This window comes from Clostridium sp. AF22-10, assembly GCF_003478725.1.
Lineage (GTDB): Bacteria > Bacillota > Clostridia > Lachnospirales > Lachnospiraceae > Otoolea > Otoolea fessa.
The window spans coordinates 18,862-37,901 of the sequence record NZ_QUFZ01000011.1 but is presented as its reverse complement, the minus strand read 5'-3'; the positions used below and the strand labels follow the sequence as shown (position 1 = coordinate 37,901).

Sequence of the window (19,040 nt, the reverse complement as noted above, 5' to 3'; positions counted from 1 at the left end):
CAGTTGCAGAAGAAAATGAGGGGACAACCATCATGAATGAGGAAAAATCAGAGAGCCGCAGGGCGGTCAAACTGCCGCCGTATCCGGGGCTTGAGAAGGTTCACCGGGCGAATCTGCGCCTTTTGAAGGAGATAGACCGGATCTGCCGGAAATACAAGATTTCCTATATGCTGGATTCCGGGACACTTTTGGGCGCAGTGCGTCATGAGGGATTTATCCCGTGGGATGATGATGTCGATCTGGCATTTACACGTGCCAATTATGAGATGTTTTTGAAGGTAGCGCCGCGGGAGCTGCCGGAGGGAATGTCCCTGCTGCGCCCGGAGGAGATCCGGGGTGGCAAGGTGTTTTATGATTTTACAACGCGCGTCATCTATGACAACAGCCGCGTCCATGAGGACAATGAGCAGATGCAGTTTTATGAGGGAAAATTAAACCATCTCTGGGTGGATCTGTTCGTCCTTGACCGCCTGCCGGATAGTAAGGTGGGCGCGTGGAACGCAAAATTTCTTCAGAAGGTTATTTATGGAATGGCGATCGCACACCGTGATCAGATTGATTTCAGCAAATACAGCCTGATGGATAAGCTGCGGGTTGGTGTGCTGGCAGGTGTGGGACACCTTGTCCCGATGCCGGTTTTATTTAAGCTGCAGAGACTTGCAGCGGCGAAGGATCGCAAAAAGAAAACGAAACACTGGTATTACAGCAATTACCAGCCGGATTATCTCTATGTAACGCTGGAGGGCGCATGGTGCGAGCACGCGGTGGATCTGCCGTTTGAGGACACAAAGCTGATGGTGCCGGCGGGCTATGAGCATGTGCTGGAGTGGATTTACGGCGACTATATGACGCTGCCGCCGGTGGAAAAACGGGTTCCGGCACATTCTTCGATAGCGATCGAAATTTTGGATGACCCGGATGCTTAATTGAAAGATGAAATATGAGTAAGAAAGATAAGAAAAAACGGACAGACAGCATGGAAGATAAGAAGAAAAATGAAACCAGACAGTCGACCATGCAGAACAGGATGGAAAATATGAACGGACAGAAACCAAAGACGATCTCGATCGTGATTTCTGTTTACAACGAGGAAAAGGCGCTGCATGAGTTCTATCGGGAGGCAACTCCGATTTTTGAGGCGCTGCCGTGGAATTACGAACTGATTTTTGTCAACGACGGAAGTGCGGACGCCTCGGGGCAGATTCTGGCAGAACTGGCGGCAGCGGATCCGCGGGTACGTGTGATCAACTTTTCCCGCAACTTTGGCCATGAGGCGGCGATGCTTGCGGGGCTGGATCACAGCATCGGGGAGGGCATCGTGTGTATGGATGCCGATCTGCAGCATCCGCCGGAATGTGTGGCGCAGATAATCGAAAGATTCGAAGAGGGCTATGAGGTTATCAACATGGTCCGGACGAAAAATAAATCGGCTGGATTCATCAAAAACCTGACGTCTTCTGCTTTTTATAAATTTTTGAACAAGATTTCAGATGTGAAGCTGGAAAATAACGCATCCGATTTCTTTGCGCTGACTGCCAATGCGGCGCAGGTGTTAAAGACCAATTACCGGGAAAAAGTGCGTTTCCTGCGCGGCTATGTGCAGAATATCGGATTTAACCGGACGACCATCGAGTATGAGGCGAGAGCCAGGGTGGCGGGCGAGAGCAAGTACAGTATTCGTAAATTATTTAAATTTTCGATCAATACGATTCTCTGCTTTTCGGATCTGCCGCTAAAGCTCGGCATTTACTCGGGAATTATCGTGGGCTTTCTGGGGCTGCTCGTGATGCTGGAAACGATTTATGAGTGGGCGGTCAAAGGAACGCCCAATGGTTACGCGACGATCGTAGTGCTTTTATGCTTTATGTTCGCGATGCTGTTCGTGATTGTGGGAATTATCGGGGAGTATATCGCGATCCTGTTTACAGAATTGAAGGATCGTCCAATTTATATCGTTCATGATACAAAAGGATTTCCGGAAAAGGAAAGCTGACAGGAAGGAATCGTATGAAGAGATTAAGACGTTTACTGATAAGTTTGATGATCACGGCACTGATGGCTGCCGGAATGCCGATGACGGCATTTGCAAAGCCGGACTGGCCCTCGGATACGGGGATCGAGTCGGAGGCAGGCATTGTCATGGATGCGGACTCCGGGGCGGTTTTATTTGGGCAGAACATCCATGTGCAGAAGGCGCCGGCAAGTATCACGAAAATATTGACGGCGCTCGTAGTCATTGAGAACAGCAGTCTGGATGATACGGTCACATTTTCCCACGATGCCGTTTACAACGTGGAAGATGGCAGCGGAAACAAGAACGCCATCGAGGAGGGCGACACGCTTTCGGTGCGCGATTGTCTCTACCTGCTGCTGATGCGTTCTTCCAACCAGGCGGCGAATGCGCTGGCGGAGCATGTGGGCGGAAGCCGCGACGGTTTTGTGAAGATGATGAACGAGAAGACGGCGGAGCTTGGCTGTGAGAACAGCCATTTTGCGAATCCGTCCGGTCTGAATGACGACACACAGCTCACTTCGGTGTATGATATGGCGCTGATCGCATCGGCGGCGTATAAAAATGACACGCTTTTAACGATCAGTAAGGATAAGAGCTACCGATTACCGGCGACGAAGAACAATCCGGACGGTGTGACCATCCAGCCGGAGCACAAGCTTCTTATCACGACTGACACAGAGAGTCCGAACTATTATCCATATGCGGTGGCCGGAAAGACCGGTTACACATCCGTTGCGGGGCAGACGCTTGTTACCTATGCGATCAAGGATGACAGACGCCAGATTGCGGTCACGATGAAGAGTACGCAGGCGACCCATTATCAGGATACGATTGCATTGCTGGATTTCGGCTTTCTACGGTTTGAAAATGTAAATATTTCGGAAAATGAGACGGCATACACAAGCGGCGATCAGCCGGTGCAGATCGGAGACAATAGCTATCAGCCGTCCGATTTATCGATGGATACGTCGGCAGTCATCACGATCCCGAAGGATGCTTCGTTTGCGGATGCGGAGAAGACGGTGGTAACGGATCTGCCAGAGGATGCACCGCTGGGCGCGGTGGCACTGCTTTCTTACAAATACAACGACCGCAAGATCGGACAGGTGTATCTGATCAGCGCATCGGCGGCAGAAGCGGCAGCAAACGGGGAGACGGCTCCGGATGACGGAAATACGGCATCGGATCCGGCAGCATCCAATACAGGCGCGTCCGGAAAACCGAAGCAGGCGAAATCTTCGTTCCACCTGACCCTGCCGAAACTTCCGAAAGTATCGGTGAGAACGGTGCTGATTGTGGTCGTCAGTGTGCTTCTGGCAGCGGCGTGTGCGGCGCTTGTATGGTTGTTCTACCAGCGTCATCAGGAAGAAAAGAGACGCCAGGAGGAGCGGAGAAAACGGAGAAGACAGCGTCTGCAGGAGATCGGCTGTTCGCGGGAAGAGTTTGAAAAACTGCTTGAAAAGCGGATGGGCGCGTCCTACAGGGCGCCTGGCACAGCGGAGGCAGATGAGAGCACAGAGCAGGCGGAGTCTGACATGGATGTGCGATCTGGTTCAGGACAGGTTCCGGCGGCAGATGCAGCCGCGTCCCGGCTGGCAGAGAGTGGAAAAGTAAGAACTGGTTCCACGGAAAAGAAGCCGCTGAAAGAAAAACCTGCACAGAAAGAGGCAGAGGATGCTAAAACACAGCAGGGTGTGCAGGAGGATGACACAGAGCTTACGGTTGAGGATTTGGATTGACAACCTGGATGCGCTAAATGGCGGTAAAATGGTCCAGATGGATTGTTTACGGGAAATTTTGGAAAGTATGAAGATTTTTTGAATTTTTCTAAAATGACTACAAAAACAAAAGGCGATATTATATAATAGCCATGCGGTTCGGGCTGGTTCCGGCTGTGAATGAGTGAATGAAGGGATAGAAGAACACGATGAAAAAACTTCTGATAATGATGGTTGCGTGTATGGCGCTGCTCAGCGGATGCACGGAGAGTACGATTGTAAAACCGACTTCTGAGACGGTAGTCGGAGATCCGAATTTTGAGACCCAGGAAAATGTTGAGATCGACTGGACACAGGTCAGCACGGACGCGGAAGACATGTTCAAGGATACAAGTACCTACGAGTACGGCCGCGATTTCCATTTCTATATGGAGCCGAACAAGAAACAGATCATGCTGATCTGGGTAGTGGCAGATGATCTGCCGGATGATCAGATAGGAACCTATGCGGAAGATTTAATCAAGGGATTCAACGACATTGTCCACACCCAGGACTTCTCGATTGAGATGTCCGGTGAAGATTCCTACGGCGGACTGTGGAAACAGTATGCACTGTCCTACAGCATCGTTCCGGAGAGCGACCAGGATAACGAGGACGCATGGTTTATCAGTGGTTCCTATGAGGCTGGCGCAGATTTCAAACTTCCGGATACCAAAGAGCTGATTTCCAAGGTGAAAGAGAAAGAAGCAGCAGGCGAGTACGATACGACTGAGGCGGAGGAAGAGACAGAGAACGCAGAATAAGAGGTTGTCTGCACAGACACGGGATATTTTCTGTGTATAATTAAGAGAAAAGTGATCAAAAAAGCTGTCATATGAGAAACAGATGAGTGTTCTTCATATGACAGCTTTTATTTACCAGGAACCGAAGTACGTGTTTTCACTCAACAGGTAGTCCGCTGTGATAAGACTCATTCCCCAGTTCAGCCAGAAGCGGCGATAAATCCTGTTTATCTAACGGCATGTTGTCTGTGACGGCGCTGTTTAAAAGCGCATAGACACGGCTGCATTTGTCCAATGTTTCATGGAAGAGATCAACAAACGAGGCGGTTGAGACGCGGGTCGGATCCCACGGGTTGCCCCATGCTTCGTGGTTTAGGTTACAGCTGCTCCGGTAGTCGGTTACGGAGTCCGTTACCATTTTCGCGGAAGCAACTGGGTGGTTGACGAAGATGGATTCGACCTGTGCAATGCCGAATTTTTTCTTGCCGTTCTTGTCCGAGAGTGTCCGACAGCCGAAGCGCAGCGCCCAGATGGAGCGGTGCACCATCGCCGGAGTAACCTGGAAGTTGTTGCGGTAGGTGATCGGATAATAGGTTTCGTTGATGCAGGAAGCCAGGAAATGGGAAATAAACTGGATTTCCTGTCCATTTAGACAGATCGTGGCGGTCTGGTTAAATTCGGACGGCTTCTTTTTTTTATATTTCCAGAGCAGGATCGCGTCGAGCTCGTTTTCCAGATGTGCGTGCATCCCGTGATGCATGGAGGTCGGGGCATCCACTGGATAGCCGATACGCCCGTACACGTAAGGATGACAGATCGAATCGGCAATGTAATGGTTTATAAATCCGGCCAGATAGGAGATGGCTTCCTCCTGCTGCTGGCGCGAGCGGATGGTTCCAATACGGCGCAGACAGCACTCAAAAAAGGCGTTTACCTTGTGTTCGTGCATATAGGAACCGACGTTGCGGTAATCGCGGTGGCGCAGGATCGGGATATTATAGAAAAACATATCCGGTCCCTGCAGACCGAGCTGGTAGAGCCAGCGGTATTTGGCGATCGTGTGTTTTAAGGGTGTGAACGGCATATCGTTGTATGCTTTCATGCCGAATATATAGTGCGTGGTAAAACCTGGCATATTGTTTTCATCCTTTCCAGAAGGACAGAGATTTGGAAATTTGTCCGCCTGTCCGATATGCTTATTGTAGCACTGCCGGTCTGGTTTGTCATGGGGTTTGCGGATGTTTACAGAAAGTGTAAGAAAACGTGAATGGAAAGAGAGTTCTCGGAAGGCAATATCACGGCTTGGAGAATGAAATATCATAGTAAATCATAAGATTGGTTTGATAGAGTGAAAATAGATATAGAAAGGTGCTCGGATGGAAGCGCTCAGAATCGTACAGAAAATGGTGTGGGGACCGTGGCTTCTGGGACTGTTTCTGGCGGTTGGAGTCCTCTGCATGGTGCGTCTGCGGGGATTTCCGATCCGTCATATCAGAGTCTGGTGGGGAGAGACGGTTGGGAGCGGCGGGAAAGGACAGCTTTTGACGACCTGCACCGCGCTGGCGGCGACGGTCGGAACGGGAAATATCACGGGCGTGGCAGCCGCGTTGGCGATCGGTGGTCCGGGTGCTGTGTTCTGGATGTGGGCGGCGGCATTTCTGGGGATGGCGCTGGCATATACGGAGGTTTATCTGGGAATTTTGTATGGGGGCGGACCTTATGTCTATCTGGAAAATGGGGTTGGAGCTGTTTCGCTGGAAAATGCTATGCCCTGTTTTGCGTGCTGGCGTCGCTTGGAATGGGATGTATGGTACAGGCGGGGGCTCTGGCGGATAGTCTGCGCTATGCAGCGTCCCTGCCGCCGCTTGGAACCGGTATCATACTGGCAGTTTTGACTGCCGTGGTGCTCTTTGGCGGGGCAAAACGCATCGGATGGACGGCTTCGGTGCTGGTACCGGTATCGGCGGGGCTGTATCTGCTGGCAGGTGGAATCGCCGTGTTCAGCTTTTATGATCAGATACCAGAAATATTGGGGAACATTGTGGGCGGGGCATTTGGACTGGCAGATAATGCAGGACAGACGGATGGAAGCAGTATTTTGAATTTTTCAGGAATTTCGGGCGGGATGACCGGGTACGGAATGGCAGCGGCGATCCGGAGCGGGGTATCGCGCGGTGTGTTTTCCAATGAGGCGGGCCTGGGGAGTCTGGCGGTGCTGCATGGGATGAGTGAGGGAAAGGGGAGGCTAAGACAGAGGCAGGAAGCGCAGAAACAGGGAATGTGGGCGATTTTCGAGGTGTTTTTCGATACGATCATAGGGTGCAGCCTGACCGCTTTTTTACTGCTCTGTGTATTTCCACACAATCTGACCGAGAAGATCGGTTCCCTGGGCGGCAGCGGCGCGGTGGCGGCGGCTCTGGCAGCCCGTTTTGGGAATGCAGGCGGCATGGTGACGGCGGCGTGCATGGTGCTGTTTGCCTTTGCCACGATCCTTGCTTGGTTTTACATCGGCGATCAGGCCCTTGGATGGCTGATGCGGGATGTCCCACAGAAGCGCGCCGACAAAATATGTATTTTGTATCACGGGGGTTATCTTGTTTCGGTCTTTCTCGGCTGCGTCATCCGGATGGAGGCCGTCTGGGCGGTATCTGATATTTTCAATGGGCTGATGGCGGTGCCAAACCTTGCAGCGCTGGTGGTGCTTGGCAGGAAGGTACGAAGACCGGAACAGTGAGAGAATTGAGGGATTCAGATACAACAAAAGACCTCTCCAGCAGTGAGAGTCTTTTGGTATTGAAAAAGGGAGGAGAGCTGATATAAACTCAGCTCGGTATTATGAAAAAAATTTGTAAGCATTGCTTGTTGCTATGGTTATAGTATAGGGAAAAATCGTGAAGAAACCATGTTAATTGTGTAAAAGGTTTTTTAATGAAGTGTGAACGAAATATGAACGCGGAACATGGATTCCATGATCCTGGTAAGTATGTTTTATGTTCAGAGGATCGAAAATGGCAACCTGGGCAGGAAGCGCAGATATTTTGCGTGCTTCGTCTGTCAAGACTGCCATAAAAAATACGGGTATAAAGTGTGTCAACAATCCTTATTCCGCTTTTTTAACTGATAAAACGGTTCCGCTGAATGCATCCACTTCACTGACGGTTCCCGTATACGTTACGGTAACTTTATCCCCATCTTTTACATCAGAAAGCCCGTCCGGTTTCTGATCCTGCTCGAGCTGAATTCATAATCGGTTCCGTCGGCGGTGATCGTAAACATAAAGTCTTTGATGTCGCTGATCGTACCAGTCAATGTGGACTGTTTTGCATCGGCAGTTCCTTCGGATGGAAGAACGGCGTCTTTGGCGTCTTCTTTTAAATCATCCATCGGGCTGCTTTCGTCCATGCCATTCGAGCTGGACTCGGAGGAGGCGGACTGGGACGATTCATTAGCAGTCGGTTCATTCACGTTTTTGGAAGAGCAGGCGGTTGCGAGCGAGAGGATCGCAGCCGCGCCCAGGATAGCAAAATATGTTTTTTTCATAGTACATTACCAACCTTTCTTTTGACTTAGTTTGCTCACAGATGTATGATGCAGGACAGATGATGATTCCTGAGCGCAACATTCATCTTTTCGCATAGAATGTCCATTTCGACATTGTGCTATACATCTTAAGCCATAAATGTGAACGAATTGTGAGGAGAAACTTACGAAATGTAAAGAAAATGGACAAATATGGAACGAAAAACAGTCGATTTTCGAACGTTCTTATGGTATAATGTGACCACTTAATGAGGTATTTTTTAAAATTCAGGAGGAAACATACATGAAAAATCCAGTTGTTACCATTGAGATGGAAAATGGTGATATCATGAAGGCAGAGCTCTACCCAGAGATTGCGCCGAACACAGTCAACAACTTTATCAGCCTGATCAAGAAGGGCTTTTATGATGGTCTGATCTTCCACCGTGTCATCAAGGGCTTTATGATTCAGGGCGGATGCCCGAATGGAAATGGTATGGGCGGTCCAGGGTATACCATCAAGGGTGAGTTCAGCCAGAATGGTTTTACGAACAATTTCAAGCACACCAAGGGCGTTCTCTCTATGGCGCGTGCGATGGACCCGAACTCCGCAGGTTCCCAGTTCTTCATCATGCATGAGACTTCCCCGCATCTGGATGGTCAGTATGCATCCTCGGGAAGATAGTTGAAGGTCTGGATATCGTGGACAAGATTGCCGGCGTCCGCACCGACTGGGGCGATCGTCCGCTGAAAGAGCAGAAGATCAAAAAGATGACCGTTGACACCTTCGGCGAGGAGTACCCGGAGCCGGAAAAAGGAAAAGAAAGATAATCTATGACAATCGAACGAGAAGTAACCATTGCGGGACAGACATACCCGGTGATTCTCTCCGATGAAAACGAAGCTCTTCAGGCTGCGAAAGCAGCCGGGAGAGCTATTGTTGGCTTATGGAGGGAAAACGAGGAAAAACAGCCGGCCGACTATTCATCTTGCCTTTACCTTATTACAGACCCTGAAGACGCCGATGAAACATTCCTGGAACGCGTCGTCCGCCGCCACCTGGCTCTCCCGTGGCTCATTGCTGAAACTGACCGCCTCATCATCCGTGAATTTTCCCAGGACGATCCGTTGGAACCGGCATCCGCTGAGGATGCCGACGGAACTTTTTCTGATTGGAACAAGCGCGAGGAATACCGGAAACACCAGTACCGCTTTGCCGAGTGCGGTTTGTGGGCGCTGGAACGCCGCGCGGACGGTGTGCTGGTTGGAAAGGCGGGGCTGACGGACGGAGAGCTGGGATATCATATTTATGAACCGTTCCGCCGTCAGGGATATGCGCTGGAAGCCTGCCGGGCGATTGTGAAATATGGGTTTGAAACGCTGGAGCTGGATAAGATCCGGATTTGCACGAAGCGTTCCAACACGGCTTCACGGATATTGGCGGAAAAAATGGGATTCGTTCAGGTACCTTCATTCTGTAAGGATTCTATTGTATTTTGTATGCAAAGAGGATATAATAACTTGTATACAAAATAATGAAAAAATACAATCTAGTGTGATTACACTAAGGGAACGATGGGAGGAATGACCGATGATCAGGCATCTGGAGCTGAAAGCATATGGAAAGATCAATCTCGGTCTGGATGTAGTCCGCCGGAGAGAAGACGGCTACCACGAAGTGCGGATGATCATGCAGACGGTGCGCGTGTACGACGCGATCGAACTGAACCGGACGGAGGAAGAGGGAATCCGTCTTTCAACGAACCTTTATTATCTGCCGGACAATGAAAATAACTTGGGTTACCGCGCGGCGAAGCTTCTGATGGATGAGTTTGGAATCCGCGACGGTGTGGAGATCAAGATGAAGAAATTTATCCCGGTGGCAGCCGGGATGGCAGGCGGCAGCAGCGATGCGGCCGCAGTCCTGTTTGGTGTCAACAAGATGTTCGGACTGGGGCTTTCGAAACAGGAGCTGATGGAGCGCGGCGTCCGTCTGGGGGCGGATGTGCCGTACTGTATCATGCGGGGAACGGCTCTTTCGGAGGGAATCGGGGAGATCCTGACACCGCTTCCACCGATGCCGCAGTGCCGCGTGCTGATTGCCAAACCGTCGGTCAGCGTTTCGACGAAGCATGTGTACGAGAACTTAAACCTGCCATCTCTGGGCGCAGAGGCGCATCCGGATATTGATGCGATGCGGGCGGCGATCGAGAAAAAAGACCTCTCCGGCGTCGTTTCACAGCTTGGAAACGTGCTGGAAACGGTGACGATCCCGGAAAATCCGGTGATTCAGACACTCAAAGATAAGATGATGGAGATGGGCGCGGACGGCTCTTTGATGAGCGGAAGTGGTCCAACCGTATTTGGCTTGTTTACGAACCAGACGGCGGCGCAGGCGGCGTATGAGGAACTCCGCTATGGCAGCAGCCAGGATCTGGCGAAACAGGTATACCTGACTAGTTTTTACAACAGGAAGGGGCACGCAGATGGGGAACAATTTTGAGGTTAAAATGAATGAATATCTCCCACTCAGGGATGTGGTATTCAACACACTCCGGCAGGCAATCTTAAAGGGAGAGCTGGCACCGGGCGAGCGCCTGATGGAGATCCAGCTGGCACAGAAGCTGGGCGTCAGCCGCACCCCGATCCGTGAGGCGATCCGCAAGCTGGAGCTGGAAGGACTCGTTCTGATGATTCCGCGGCGCGGCGCGGAGGTGGCGCGGATTTCGGAAAAAAGCCTGAAAGATGTGCTGGAAGTGCGCCGTTCGCTGGAGGAACTGGCGATTGAGCTGGCGTGCCAGCGCATGACGGAAGAAGATATGCAGGCATTGGAAGAAGCACAGAAAGCATTTAAAGCGGCGATTGATCAGGGCGATGCGATGAAGATCGCGGAGACGGATGAGGCATACCATGACGTGATCTACCATTCGACCCGCAACAAGCGTCTGGTGCAGATTTTGAACAACCTGCGTGAGCAGATGTACCGGTTCCGTCTGGAATACATCAAGGACGAGGATAAACGGCAGATTCTGCAGTTAGAGCATGAAAAAATATTGGCGGCACTGCGTCTGCGCCATATGGCGGAGGCAAAGGCGGTAGCCAGGGGGCACATAGATAACCAGGAAATCACGGTACTTAAGAATTTAAAGGAGCGGAAGGAAGTATGACATTTAAAGAATTGTACCTGTCCGGACAGGTTCCATTTGAGGAAATCGATCGCTATATTTCTCGTTGGAACCGGTCGGATGATGAGCGGACACTGGCAAAATATCTCGGTCTCAACGCCGATGAGGAGGATGTCTGGATCGATGACAGCGACGAGGCACTGAAAGAGATGCTGGACGCAAGAGAAAGGGTAGCCGGTACGCCGGTTACCCTTGGAAAGACGGATATTATCGTCAATAAAAATGGATTTGGCGCGCTGCCAATCCAGCGTATTTCTTTTGATGATGCGAAGGTACTGCTTCGCAAGGCGTATGATGCGGGTGTCCGTTTCTTTGATACGGCGCGCTTTTATACGGACAGTGAGGAGAAGATCGGCTATGCGCTGAGCGACGTGCGCGAGCATATCTATATTGCGACCAAGACAGCGGCAACGACGGCGGAAGGCTTCTGGAAGGATCTGGAGACGAGTTTACATAATTTAAAAACAGACTACGTGGACATTTACCAGTTCCACAATCCGGCAGTCTGTCCGAAGCCGGGAGACGGAAGCGGTCTTTATGAGGCGATGCTCGAGGCAAAAGAGCAGGGGAAAATCCGTTTCATCGGCATCACGAACCACCGCATGAGCATTGCGGAGGAGGCGATCGAGTCGGGGCTTTACGATACCCTGCAGTTCCCATTTAATTATCTTTCCACCGAGCGGGAGATCGCGTTGGCGAAGGCCTGTGCGGAGCACGAAATGGGATTTATCGCAATGAAGGGTCTGTCGGGCGGTCTGCTGACCAATTCGGCTGCGATCTATGCCTATATGGCACAGTTTGAGAATGTACTGCCGATCTGGGGTGTACAGAAGGAAAGCGAGCTGGACGAATTTTTAAGCTACATCGGCAATCCACCGGAACTGACGGACGAGCTGAAAGCTGTTATTGAAAAAGACCAGAAAGAGCTGGCAGGTGAATTCTGTCGAGGCTGCGGCTACTGTATGCCGTGTCCGGCAGGAATCGAGATCAACAACTGTGCGCGTATGTCCCTGCTTCTGCGCCGTTCTCCGTCAGCGAGATACCTCTCCCCGGAGGGACAGGCGAAGATGAAGAAGATAGAGGACTGCCTGCATTGCGGACACTGCAAGTCGATGTGCCCGTATGGTCTGGATACGCCGAAGCTTTTGGAGGAGAATTATAAGGATTATAAAGAGGTTCTTGCAGGGAAGAGACTGTAAAGAGAGGATAAATGCAAGAGGCATTTTTCCGTTACTGGGCACGTATGCGTGAACAGTAACTAGAAATGTGGTGAAATAGACCAGGGAGGCGGAAACAATGGATATAAATCAGAAACAGAAAGAACGTCTGGAGCAGCAGTTTGCATTTATCCGGGAGATAGACAAGGAGAAATTTATTGGTCGCCAGACGTATCTGACAGACGGCGAGCGGAAGGAAAATGACGCGGAGCACGCATGGCATATGGCGATCATGACGGTGCTTCTGGCGGAGTATTCCAATGAGCCGATCGATGTGCTGAAAACGGTTACCATGCTTCTGATTCATGATCTGGTCGAGATCGACGCCGGCGACACGTATGCCTATGATGAGGAGGCGAAGAAAACCCAGCGGGAGAGAGAATTAAAGGGTGCAGAGCGCATTTTCGGAATGCTGCCGCCGGATCAGGGCGAAAAACTGCGCGCTCTCTGGGATGAATTTGAAGCCGGGGAGACGCCGGAAGCGCGGTTTGCACATACGATGGACAACATCCAGCCGACGATGCTCAATGATGCTTCCAAGGGAAAGGCGTGGGCGACGCGCGGCGTGCACCTGAGCCAGATTCTTGGAAGAAATAAGAATACCGCCAAGGGCTCGGAGACGCTGTGGAACTATTCCTATGAGAATTTCATCACTCCGAGCCTCCGGGAAGGAAAGATAAAAAACGACACGTTACCCGAAGAGTAATCGAATTGTCGGAGGAAGCATGAGCTTTATCCGGCAGACTGCTGTCAGCGGAAACGGCGTGCGTGGCTGCTATTTTTGAGTTCGAAGAAGATTCTGTCGGTTCGGTGGTTATTTTGGAAGCTGAAGCTGTTCCAGAACGTTCCGAGTGATTGGAGCAAGTCATCGGGTCAGCTTTAGAGGAAATCAGAGCAGCAGCTTTCTTGTTTACATCAAAAACGATATGTTTCTTTTGCGACAGCCAGTTCATATCGTTATCAAAAATCAGAGCGTCAGAGACGGAATCGGCGCTCTGATTTTTTGAGTTTTCTTCCGGCATGACACCTCCGGACAGGGCGGGCGGCGGATAGAGAACACCCCACCAGTTGTCGATCACATGAGTCTGCAGGATCGGCGGGGCGATCGCGTACGCCAGGACTTTCTGCTGAATCTGGTTTCTGGTAAAAGTAAGAAGAGGCAGGCAGAAAAGCAGAAATAAGAGCATGGAACATAATGCGAGAAGCGGGAGTATTCCATCGTAGATATGGGAAAACTTGCAGGAACCGGTGGAAAAATGGCGGCATTTATTGGTAACAGGTGGATGAATCCTGGATGCGGATGACAGAGAATTTTCAGACTGGAACGAAATCACTTGATTTAACATAATGGCTCTCCTTTTACTGAAAGAAATCGAATCTTCTTGTCGCAAGTATTGACAGTTATGGTATAATCTAAACTATATTTTGGAATAGCATTCCGGCGTGTGGTGAAGCTTCCCACACCCGGCAGAAAGGCGGATATTATGAAAAAGAGTGTACTTGTGGTATTTGGCGGACGGTCTTCGGAACATATTGTTTCATGTATGTCGGCAATCAATGTCATTAAAAATATAGATACAGAGCGCTATGATGTAACCCTGATCGGCATTACCGAAGAGGGAAAATGGCTGCTGGTTGACTCGGTCGAGCAGATCGAGGATGAGAGTTGGAGAAAGAACACGACGACCGCGATCCTTTCCCCGGATGCAACGGAGAAATCCGTGATCGTCCTGAAAGATGGTAAGGCGGAAATGATCCGCATTGATGTGGTATTCCCGGTTCTGCATGGACTCTGGGGCGAGGACGGCACCATTCAGGGCATCTTTGAGCTGGCAAAAATCCCGTATGTCGGATGCGGTGTGCTGGCGTCCAGCGTTTCGATGGATAAAGTGTATACAAAACAGATCGTTGACCACACAGGCGTGCGCCAGGCGGCATATGAGCTGGTCATCCGCAAAGAACTTGAAAAGATGGATGAGGTTGTGGCACGCATCGAGAACCGGTTCGCATATCCGGTATTTATCAAGCCGTCCAATGCAGGTTCTTCCAGAGGTGTCAGCAAGGCGTCGGATCGCGAAGAGCTGATTGCAGGCTTAAAGGAGGCGGCGCACCATGACTGCAAGATTCTGGTTGAGGAGACGATCGTCGGCCGTGAGATCGAATGTGCGGTCTTTGGAAATGGCACAGAACCGGTCATCGCTTCCGGTGTTGGCGAGATTCTGGCAGCAGCCGATTTCTATGATTTTGATGCGAAATATTACAACGCAGAGTCCAGAACCGTTGTAAATCCAGAGCTTCCGGGCGATGCGACCGAGCGTGTGCGTCAGGCGGCGAGACGTATTTTCAAGGCGGTAGATGGCTATGGTCTGTCGCGTGTCGATTTCTTTGTGACGAAGGACGGCGAGGTTATCTTCAATGAGATCAATACCATGCCGGGCTTTACCGCGATCAGTATGTACCCGATGCTCTTTGAGGCGGCCGGAATCCCGAAGTCGGAGATGGTGACAAAGCTGATTGAACACGGACTGAAACGCTACGAAGCCTAGAAATAAATAAAACTGTTTCAGAATCCTGAAACAGTGTGAGAGAATCTACTTTTGGACGTTATATGATTCGATATACACAGATGTTCGGGAAAGAATGGAAACATGACCATAAGAATTTTGCCGAAAGGAAGGTAAACATGGATAGAAATGCCCCGATCGGAGTTTTTGATTCAGGCATCGGCGGTCTGACGGTAGCCCGTGAGATCATGCGTCAGATGCCGCAGGAGCGCATCGTATACTTTGGAGATACGGCGCGCGTTCCATATGGAAGTAAATCGCAGGAGACGGTACTGCGCTATTCCCGCCAGATCATCCGTTTTCTGAAAACACAGGGAGTCAAGGCGATCGTGATTGCCTGCAACACGGCCTCGGCGTGTGCACTGGAGACGGTCAGACAGGAATTGGATATCCCGATCATCGGGGTTATCTACGCGGGCGCGCGCACGGCTGCCGAGGCAACCCATAATGGAAAGATTGGCGTGATTGGAACCGAGGCGACCATCCGGAGCGGTATTTATACCAGAGAAATGCAGAAGCTGCGCCCGGATATTGAGGTCATTGGAAAACCGTGTCCGCTCTTTGTGCCGCTGGTGGAGGAAGGACTCTTCCATGATTCGGTAACAGATGAGATTGCCTCCCGGTATCTTTCTTCGCTGAAAGAAAAATACATTGATACGCTGGTTATGGGATGTACGCATTATCCGCTGCTGCGTTCGACACTGCATCGGCTGATGGGTGACGAGGTGACTTTGGTAAATCCGGCATATGAGACGGCGGTTGAACTTAAAACTCTACTGCGGGACATGGATCTGACACGCAGTTCGGAGGATCTGGAACGTTTTTCGGAGGAAAACAGCCGCCGCGCTGCTGCCGGGGAGCCGATTCTTGACCAGTATCAGTTCTTTGTCAGCGACCGGGCGGAGAATTTCACGCGTTTTGCCAAGGCGATTCTGCCAAAAGAGGTAAAAGACACGAAACAGATTAACATTGAGGAGTATTAAAATATGACGAAAGATGTGCTTGTATCCGTGCGCGGTGCCCATATTGCGGACGGGGAGACGAATAACCTGGAGGTTATCATGGCAGGCAGCTATTATTTCAAAAATGGCAAGCATTATATCATCTATGATGAGATACTGGAGGGCGAGGAAGGAAGCATCCGCAATACCATCAAAGCCAATGCGGACAGCGTCGATATGATCAAGGGAGGCGATGCGCGGGCGCATATGATTTTTCAGGAGAACCGTCCGAATGTCAGCTGTTATGTGACTCCATACGGTCAGATGATCGTGGGTGTCACGACCGACCGCATCAAGATCAATGAAGGTCCGGATCATCTGAAAATCCAGATTGATTATACGCTGGAACTCAACTATGAGCAGACCAGCCAGAGCCATATTGAAATTGATGTGAAATCGAAGGCGACGGCGAAATTGAACCTGAAAGAGCAGTAAATATAAAAGAATATAGAAACAAAGAAATAAAATCGATGAATCAAAAATCCCGGAAACGTGCAATCAGTTACATTTCCGGGATTTTAAGATCCATTATTTATTTTTCTTGGACTTGGAAGCTTCTTTCTTTGCTGCCTCTTCTGTATTTTTCTTGAAACGGTCAAAGAATTTTTTCTTCTTCGGCAGCGGCGGGATGCCTCCGCGCACGCTCTTAATCTCTGTGATATAAAGACCGCTGATGACAACCTTTGCCTCGGTGCGGAGCGGTAACTGAAGGAATACCTTCTCATCCGCGATCATGGTCACAACCTTCGGTCCGATCTTAGCCTTTACGATCGGGAGCTTCGCCCACTTCATATACCATGGAGTCTGGTCAATAACCATCTTCGGGAGACCGGAATCTCCGATTTTCAGTTTCTTTTTGTCAATCGCCAGAATCGAAACAGTCTGTTTCGAAGCGTCGATCATAGTCTGCTGCTCTGCCTGACGTTTCTGCATCCGGGAACCCAGAATATACAGTACGACAAGAAGGATAGCCAGAATGACGATAATAACTAGCAGTACATTCCAAAATGACATATATATATACCTCCGTTGTAGATAGCGGCGGGACGCAAATCCAATCCCATTTCGCAGAAATAACGAAAATAGCCGCGCAATTACTATGTATTATAGCATTGGAGAGGGGAAATGGCAAGAAAAATAGACGGGTAACTATGGCGATGGGGACTTAAAAATAAAAAAAACCAAAATCATGTTATCCCGCCATTTCATCGTAATGATAATGTGGATGATGGAATCCTGATAGAAAGATAAGTGCATTAAGGTGGGCATAATTTATTGAAAAGATTTGTTTGCACTAATCAGAAAAGGCAGGGCTGTAAGTGCTGGCAGGGTCAGAAAACCTGCAAATAGCTTGACAATTAGAGTGACTGTGTGATATGCATATGATAGTTGATATATGAGGGATGATAACATATATTAGCATTGAAGTTGATGGATGTGAGGGAAGTATGGTAGAAAAACAGCTGGGGTATAAATACCAGGTATATAACGAAATAAAAAAGGGGATCATGACGGGCGTTTATCCCCCGGGGTTCGTGATGAATGAGAGAAAATTGTCAGAAGAACTCGGAATCAGCCGCACGCCGATCCGTGAGGGGATGCAGATGCTTGCCAGAGATGGCTGGCTGCAGATGGAAACATACAAGGGAACGGTGGTGCGTGAATTTGACCCGCATTATATGTGGGAGCTGACTCGTGTCAGAAGCGCGCTGGAGTTATCTGCGATCGAGGATGCTGTGAAAAATGTCACAGAGAAAGATCTGAAATGTCTGGAAGAGATTCAGGAGAAACAGAAGGAAGTCCTGGAACATTATGATATTACGAGATTTATTCAGCTGGATCGGGAATTTCATACCTATATCTACCAGATGAGCCAGAACCGTGAGCTTTTAAAACTGCTGAGCAATTATTATGATATGTTCCGCTTTATGGGAATGCAGGCAGTGAGGGGAACGGATAAACGGCGTCAGACAACGATCGATGAACACCAGGGAATTTTAGACGCTTTGAAACAGAAAAATGTGGAAGCGGCAGTTCGGGCGATGAAGATCCATATGGAGGAAACAGAAAAAAATATCAACCAGAACCATGCAATGAAGCAAAATGTCAGATAAAATTGGAAGATCATCCAAAAAGAGATTTCGGTTTTTGTGAAAAGAGTAGATTGACGATAAAAAAAGAGAGTGTTATTATTCTAATTGTTGGTATACCAAATACCGAATACCAAATACCGTAAAATGGAGGTCAGGTATGAGAGTTGCGATGATTCAGATGGATATGCAGTTGGGGAAGCCGGAGGCAAATTTTGAAAAAGCAGAAAAGCTGGTCCGGATGGCTGCAGAGCTGAAACCGGATGTGATCACACTTCCGGAGACATGGAACACCGGTTTTTTTCCGAGAGAAAATCTGAAAGAGGTGTCGGATGTGAATTTGGAACAGACCAAAAAGCTGTTTTCCAGATTGGCGAAAGAATACCGTGTCAATATAATTGCCGGTTCCGTGGCAAATTGCCGGGATGAGAAGATTTATAATACAGCCGCTGTCTTTAACCGGGACGGCGAAGTGGTGATGGAATATGACAAGGTGCATCTGTTCAGCCCGTCCGGCGAACATGAGTATTTTGAACATGGAAAAAACATCTGCAATTTTGAATTGGATGGAATCCCGTGCAGTCTGGTAATTTGTTATGATATCCGGTTCCCGGAACTGATTCGTTCCGAGATGCTTGCGGGTTCAAAAGTCCAGTTTGTGGTAGCACAGTGGCCGGATACGAGACTTCTTCACTGGGATACCTTGAACAGGGCGAGGGCAATTGAAAGTCAGAGCTTTTTATGCTGTACTAATTCGGTCGGAACGGCTGGAAATACAAAGTGCGGCGGACATTCTGCCGTCTATGGACCGATGGGAGAGTGCTTGGTGCTGGGCGGAGAAGCGGAACAGATACTGATGGCAGATATGGAGATTGGAGCAGTCGATGGGGTCAGAGATTCGATCAATGTTTATCGGGATCGGCTGCCGGAAGTATATAAGATATAAAAGA

At 49.7% G+C, this 19,040-nt stretch carries 20 protein-coding genes and 1 pseudogene; 17 read left to right on the top strand and 4 right to left on the bottom strand.

Annotation, left to right across the window (positions count from 1 at the left end):
- Positions 1-32: 32 nt before the first annotated feature.
- The 4 genes from DWX91_RS09565 (at position 33) to DWX91_RS09550 (ending at position 4,535) form a co-directional block, all read left to right on the top strand.
- Positions 33-926, top strand: a complete 894-nt coding sequence (locus tag DWX91_RS09565) for a LicD family protein (RefSeq protein ID WP_118471410.1) — start codon at positions 33-35, stop codon at positions 924-926.
- 110 nt (positions 927-1,036) lie between these two features.
- Entirely contained in the window at positions 1,037-1,993 is a 957-nt protein-coding gene (locus DWX91_RS09560; protein ID WP_118471767.1) for a glycosyltransferase family 2 protein, read from the top strand.
- A gap of 14 nt (positions 1,994-2,007) precedes the next feature.
- The gene (locus DWX91_RS09555; RefSeq protein WP_117796289.1) at positions 2,008-3,753 is read left to right on the top strand and encodes a D-alanyl-D-alanine carboxypeptidase family protein; all 1,746 of its coding nucleotides are present in this window, start codon (positions 2,008-2,010) and stop codon (positions 3,751-3,753) included.
- A gap of 188 nt (positions 3,754-3,941) precedes the next feature.
- A complete protein-coding gene (locus DWX91_RS09550) occupies positions 3,942-4,535 on the top strand; it encodes a hypothetical protein (protein ID WP_181357194.1) in 594 nt (197 codons plus the stop codon).
- A 136-nt stretch (positions 4,536-4,671) separates the two neighbouring features.
- On the opposite strand, the gene DWX91_RS09545 is transcribed toward DWX91_RS09550, so the two are convergent.
- Positions 4,672-5,649 carry a zinc dependent phospholipase C family protein gene (locus DWX91_RS09545; RefSeq protein WP_117796288.1) on the bottom strand — a complete coding sequence of 326 codons (978 nt, stop codon included), beginning with the start codon at positions 5,647-5,649 and terminating at the stop codon, positions 4,672-4,674.
- A 241-nt stretch (positions 5,650-5,890) separates the two neighbouring features.
- Between DWX91_RS09545 and DWX91_RS17430 the strand changes: the two genes are divergently transcribed.
- Both DWX91_RS17430 and DWX91_RS09540 read left to right on the top strand, forming a co-directional pair.
- The gene (locus DWX91_RS17430; protein WP_243024527.1) at positions 5,891-6,409 is read left to right on the top strand and encodes an alanine:cation symporter family protein; all 519 of its coding nucleotides are present in this window, start codon (positions 5,891-5,893) and stop codon (positions 6,407-6,409) included.
- Positions 6,295-7,248, top strand: coding sequence for an alanine:cation symporter family protein (locus DWX91_RS09540; RefSeq protein WP_412693872.1), 954 nt, complete (start codon positions 6,295-6,297; stop codon positions 7,246-7,248). Before DWX91_RS17430 ends, DWX91_RS09540 begins: the two co-directional genes overlap by 115 nt.
- Positions 7,249-7,709: 461 nt before the next feature.
- Here the strand turns inward: DWX91_RS09540 and DWX91_RS09535 are convergent, their stop codons facing one another.
- Positions 7,710-8,054, bottom strand: coding sequence for a hypothetical protein (locus DWX91_RS09535; RefSeq protein WP_118538683.1), 345 nt, complete (start codon positions 8,052-8,054; stop codon positions 7,710-7,712).
- Between the two features lie 283 nt (positions 8,055-8,337).
- On the opposite strand from DWX91_RS09535, the pseudogene DWX91_RS09530 reads away from it, so the two are divergent.
- The 6 genes and pseudogenes from DWX91_RS09530 (at position 8,338) to DWX91_RS09505 (ending at position 13,141) form a co-directional block, all read left to right on the top strand.
- Positions 8,338-8,864 (top strand): annotated as a pseudogene (locus DWX91_RS09530) (peptidylprolyl isomerase).
- Between the two features lie 3 nt (positions 8,865-8,867).
- Positions 8,868-9,569 (top strand): GNAT family N-acetyltransferase, encoded by a 702-nt coding sequence (locus DWX91_RS09525; protein ID WP_118471404.1) that lies wholly within the window; start codon positions 8,868-8,870, stop codon positions 9,567-9,569.
- A 55-nt stretch (positions 9,570-9,624) separates the two neighbouring features.
- Positions 9,625-10,536 (top strand): 4-(cytidine 5'-diphospho)-2-C-methyl-D-erythritol kinase, encoded by a 912-nt coding sequence (gene ispE / locus DWX91_RS09520; RefSeq protein ID WP_118471402.1) that lies wholly within the window; start codon positions 9,625-9,627, stop codon positions 10,534-10,536.
- A complete protein-coding gene (locus tag DWX91_RS09515) occupies positions 10,520-11,200 on the top strand; it encodes a GntR family transcriptional regulator (protein WP_107000683.1) in 681 nt (226 codons plus the stop codon). Before ispE ends, DWX91_RS09515 begins: the two co-directional genes overlap by 17 nt.
- Positions 11,197-12,417, top strand: coding sequence for an aldo/keto reductase (locus tag DWX91_RS09510; RefSeq protein ID WP_117796283.1), 1,221 nt, complete (start codon positions 11,197-11,199; stop codon positions 12,415-12,417). The genes DWX91_RS09515 and DWX91_RS09510 overlap by 4 nt, the downstream gene beginning before the upstream one ends.
- Before the next feature lie 97 nt (positions 12,418-12,514).
- Positions 12,515-13,141, top strand: coding sequence for an HD domain-containing protein (locus DWX91_RS09505; protein WP_107000681.1), 627 nt, complete (start codon positions 12,515-12,517; stop codon positions 13,139-13,141).
- Here DWX91_RS09505 and DWX91_RS09500 read toward each other — a convergent pair.
- On the bottom strand, positions 13,086-13,781 hold the full coding sequence (locus DWX91_RS09500) for a hypothetical protein (RefSeq protein WP_118471400.1): 696 nt from the start codon (positions 13,779-13,781) through the stop codon (positions 13,086-13,088). The genes DWX91_RS09505 and DWX91_RS09500 overlap by 56 nt on opposite strands.
- A gap of 138 nt (positions 13,782-13,919) precedes the next feature.
- Between DWX91_RS09500 and DWX91_RS09495 the strand changes: the two genes are divergently transcribed.
- From DWX91_RS09495 to DWX91_RS09485, 3 genes are all read left to right on the top strand, one after another.
- The gene (locus DWX91_RS09495; RefSeq protein WP_182431243.1) at positions 13,920-14,981 is read left to right on the top strand and encodes a D-alanine--D-alanine ligase family protein; all 1,062 of its coding nucleotides are present in this window, start codon (positions 13,920-13,922) and stop codon (positions 14,979-14,981) included.
- Positions 14,982-15,118: 137 nt separating this feature from the next.
- Positions 15,119-15,982, top strand: a complete 864-nt coding sequence (gene murI, locus DWX91_RS09490) for a glutamate racemase (RefSeq protein ID WP_118469160.1) — start codon at positions 15,119-15,121, stop codon at positions 15,980-15,982.
- 3 nt (positions 15,983-15,985) lie between these two features.
- Entirely contained in the window at positions 15,986-16,435 is a 450-nt protein-coding gene (locus tag DWX91_RS09485; protein ID WP_107000678.1) for a DUF1934 domain-containing protein, read from the top strand.
- A 93-nt stretch (positions 16,436-16,528) separates the two neighbouring features.
- Here the strand turns inward: DWX91_RS09485 and DWX91_RS09480 are convergent, their stop codons facing one another.
- Positions 16,529-17,014: a hypothetical protein gene (locus DWX91_RS09480; RefSeq protein WP_022360091.1), complete on the bottom strand. Its 486-nt coding sequence runs from the start codon at positions 17,012-17,014 to the stop codon at positions 16,529-16,531.
- Between the two features lie 389 nt (positions 17,015-17,403).
- On the opposite strand from DWX91_RS09480, the gene DWX91_RS09475 reads away from it, so the two are divergent.
- The gene (locus DWX91_RS09475) at positions 17,404-18,114 is read left to right on the top strand and encodes a GntR family transcriptional regulator (protein WP_243027674.1); all 711 of its coding nucleotides are present in this window, start codon (positions 17,404-17,406) and stop codon (positions 18,112-18,114) included.
- Between the two features lie 136 nt (positions 18,115-18,250).
- Positions 18,251-19,036, top strand: a complete 786-nt coding sequence (locus tag DWX91_RS09470) for a carbon-nitrogen family hydrolase (RefSeq protein ID WP_118469156.1) — start codon at positions 18,251-18,253, stop codon at positions 19,034-19,036.
- Positions 19,037-19,040 lie beyond the last annotated feature (4 nt).

What these genes read in the sequence shown, in the direction of transcription:
- DWX91_RS09565 (WP_118471410.1), top strand. Translation starts at nt 33, where the DNA reads ATGAATGAGGAAAAATCAGAGAGCCGCAGGGCGGTCAAACTGCCGCCG.
- DWX91_RS09560 (WP_118471767.1), top strand. Translation starts at nt 1,037, where the DNA reads ATGAACGGACAGAAACCAAAGACGATCTCGATCGTGATTTCTGTTTAC.
- DWX91_RS09555 (WP_117796289.1), top strand. Translation starts at nt 2,008, where the DNA reads ATGAAGAGATTAAGACGTTTACTGATAAGTTTGATGATCACGGCACTG.
- DWX91_RS09550 (WP_181357194.1), top strand. Translation starts at nt 3,942, where the DNA reads ATGAAAAAACTTCTGATAATGATGGTTGCGTGTATGGCGCTGCTCAGC.
- DWX91_RS09545 (WP_117796288.1), bottom strand. Translation starts at nt 5,649, where the DNA reads ATGCCAGGTTTTACCACGCACTATATATTCGGCATGAAAGCATACAAC.
- DWX91_RS17430 (WP_243024527.1), top strand. Translation starts at nt 5,891, where the DNA reads ATGGAAGCGCTCAGAATCGTACAGAAAATGGTGTGGGGACCGTGGCTT.
- DWX91_RS09535 (WP_118538683.1), bottom strand. Translation starts at nt 8,054, where the DNA reads ATGAAAAAAACATATTTTGCTATCCTGGGCGCGGCTGCGATCCTCTCG.
- DWX91_RS09525 (WP_118471404.1), top strand. Translation starts at nt 8,868, where the DNA reads ATGACAATCGAACGAGAAGTAACCATTGCGGGACAGACATACCCGGTG.
- ispE (WP_118471402.1), top strand. Translation starts at nt 9,625, where the DNA reads ATGATCAGGCATCTGGAGCTGAAAGCATATGGAAAGATCAATCTCGGT.
- DWX91_RS09515 (WP_107000683.1), top strand. Translation starts at nt 10,520, where the DNA reads ATGGGGAACAATTTTGAGGTTAAAATGAATGAATATCTCCCACTCAGG.
- DWX91_RS09510 (WP_117796283.1), top strand. Translation starts at nt 11,197, where the DNA reads ATGACATTTAAAGAATTGTACCTGTCCGGACAGGTTCCATTTGAGGAA.
- DWX91_RS09505 (WP_107000681.1), top strand. Translation starts at nt 12,515, where the DNA reads ATGGATATAAATCAGAAACAGAAAGAACGTCTGGAGCAGCAGTTTGCA.
- DWX91_RS09500 (WP_118471400.1), bottom strand. Translation starts at nt 13,781, where the DNA reads ATGTTAAATCAAGTGATTTCGTTCCAGTCTGAAAATTCTCTGTCATCC.
- DWX91_RS09495 (WP_182431243.1), top strand. Translation starts at nt 13,920, where the DNA reads ATGAAAAAGAGTGTACTTGTGGTATTTGGCGGACGGTCTTCGGAACAT.
- murI (WP_118469160.1), top strand. Translation starts at nt 15,119, where the DNA reads ATGGATAGAAATGCCCCGATCGGAGTTTTTGATTCAGGCATCGGCGGT.
- DWX91_RS09485 (WP_107000678.1), top strand. Translation starts at nt 15,986, where the DNA reads ATGACGAAAGATGTGCTTGTATCCGTGCGCGGTGCCCATATTGCGGAC.
- DWX91_RS09480 (WP_022360091.1), bottom strand. Translation starts at nt 17,014, where the DNA reads ATGTCATTTTGGAATGTACTGCTAGTTATTATCGTCATTCTGGCTATC.
- DWX91_RS09475 (WP_243027674.1), top strand. Translation starts at nt 17,404, where the DNA reads ATGATAACATATATTAGCATTGAAGTTGATGGATGTGAGGGAAGTATG.
- DWX91_RS09470 (WP_118469156.1), top strand. Translation starts at nt 18,251, where the DNA reads ATGAGAGTTGCGATGATTCAGATGGATATGCAGTTGGGGAAGCCGGAG.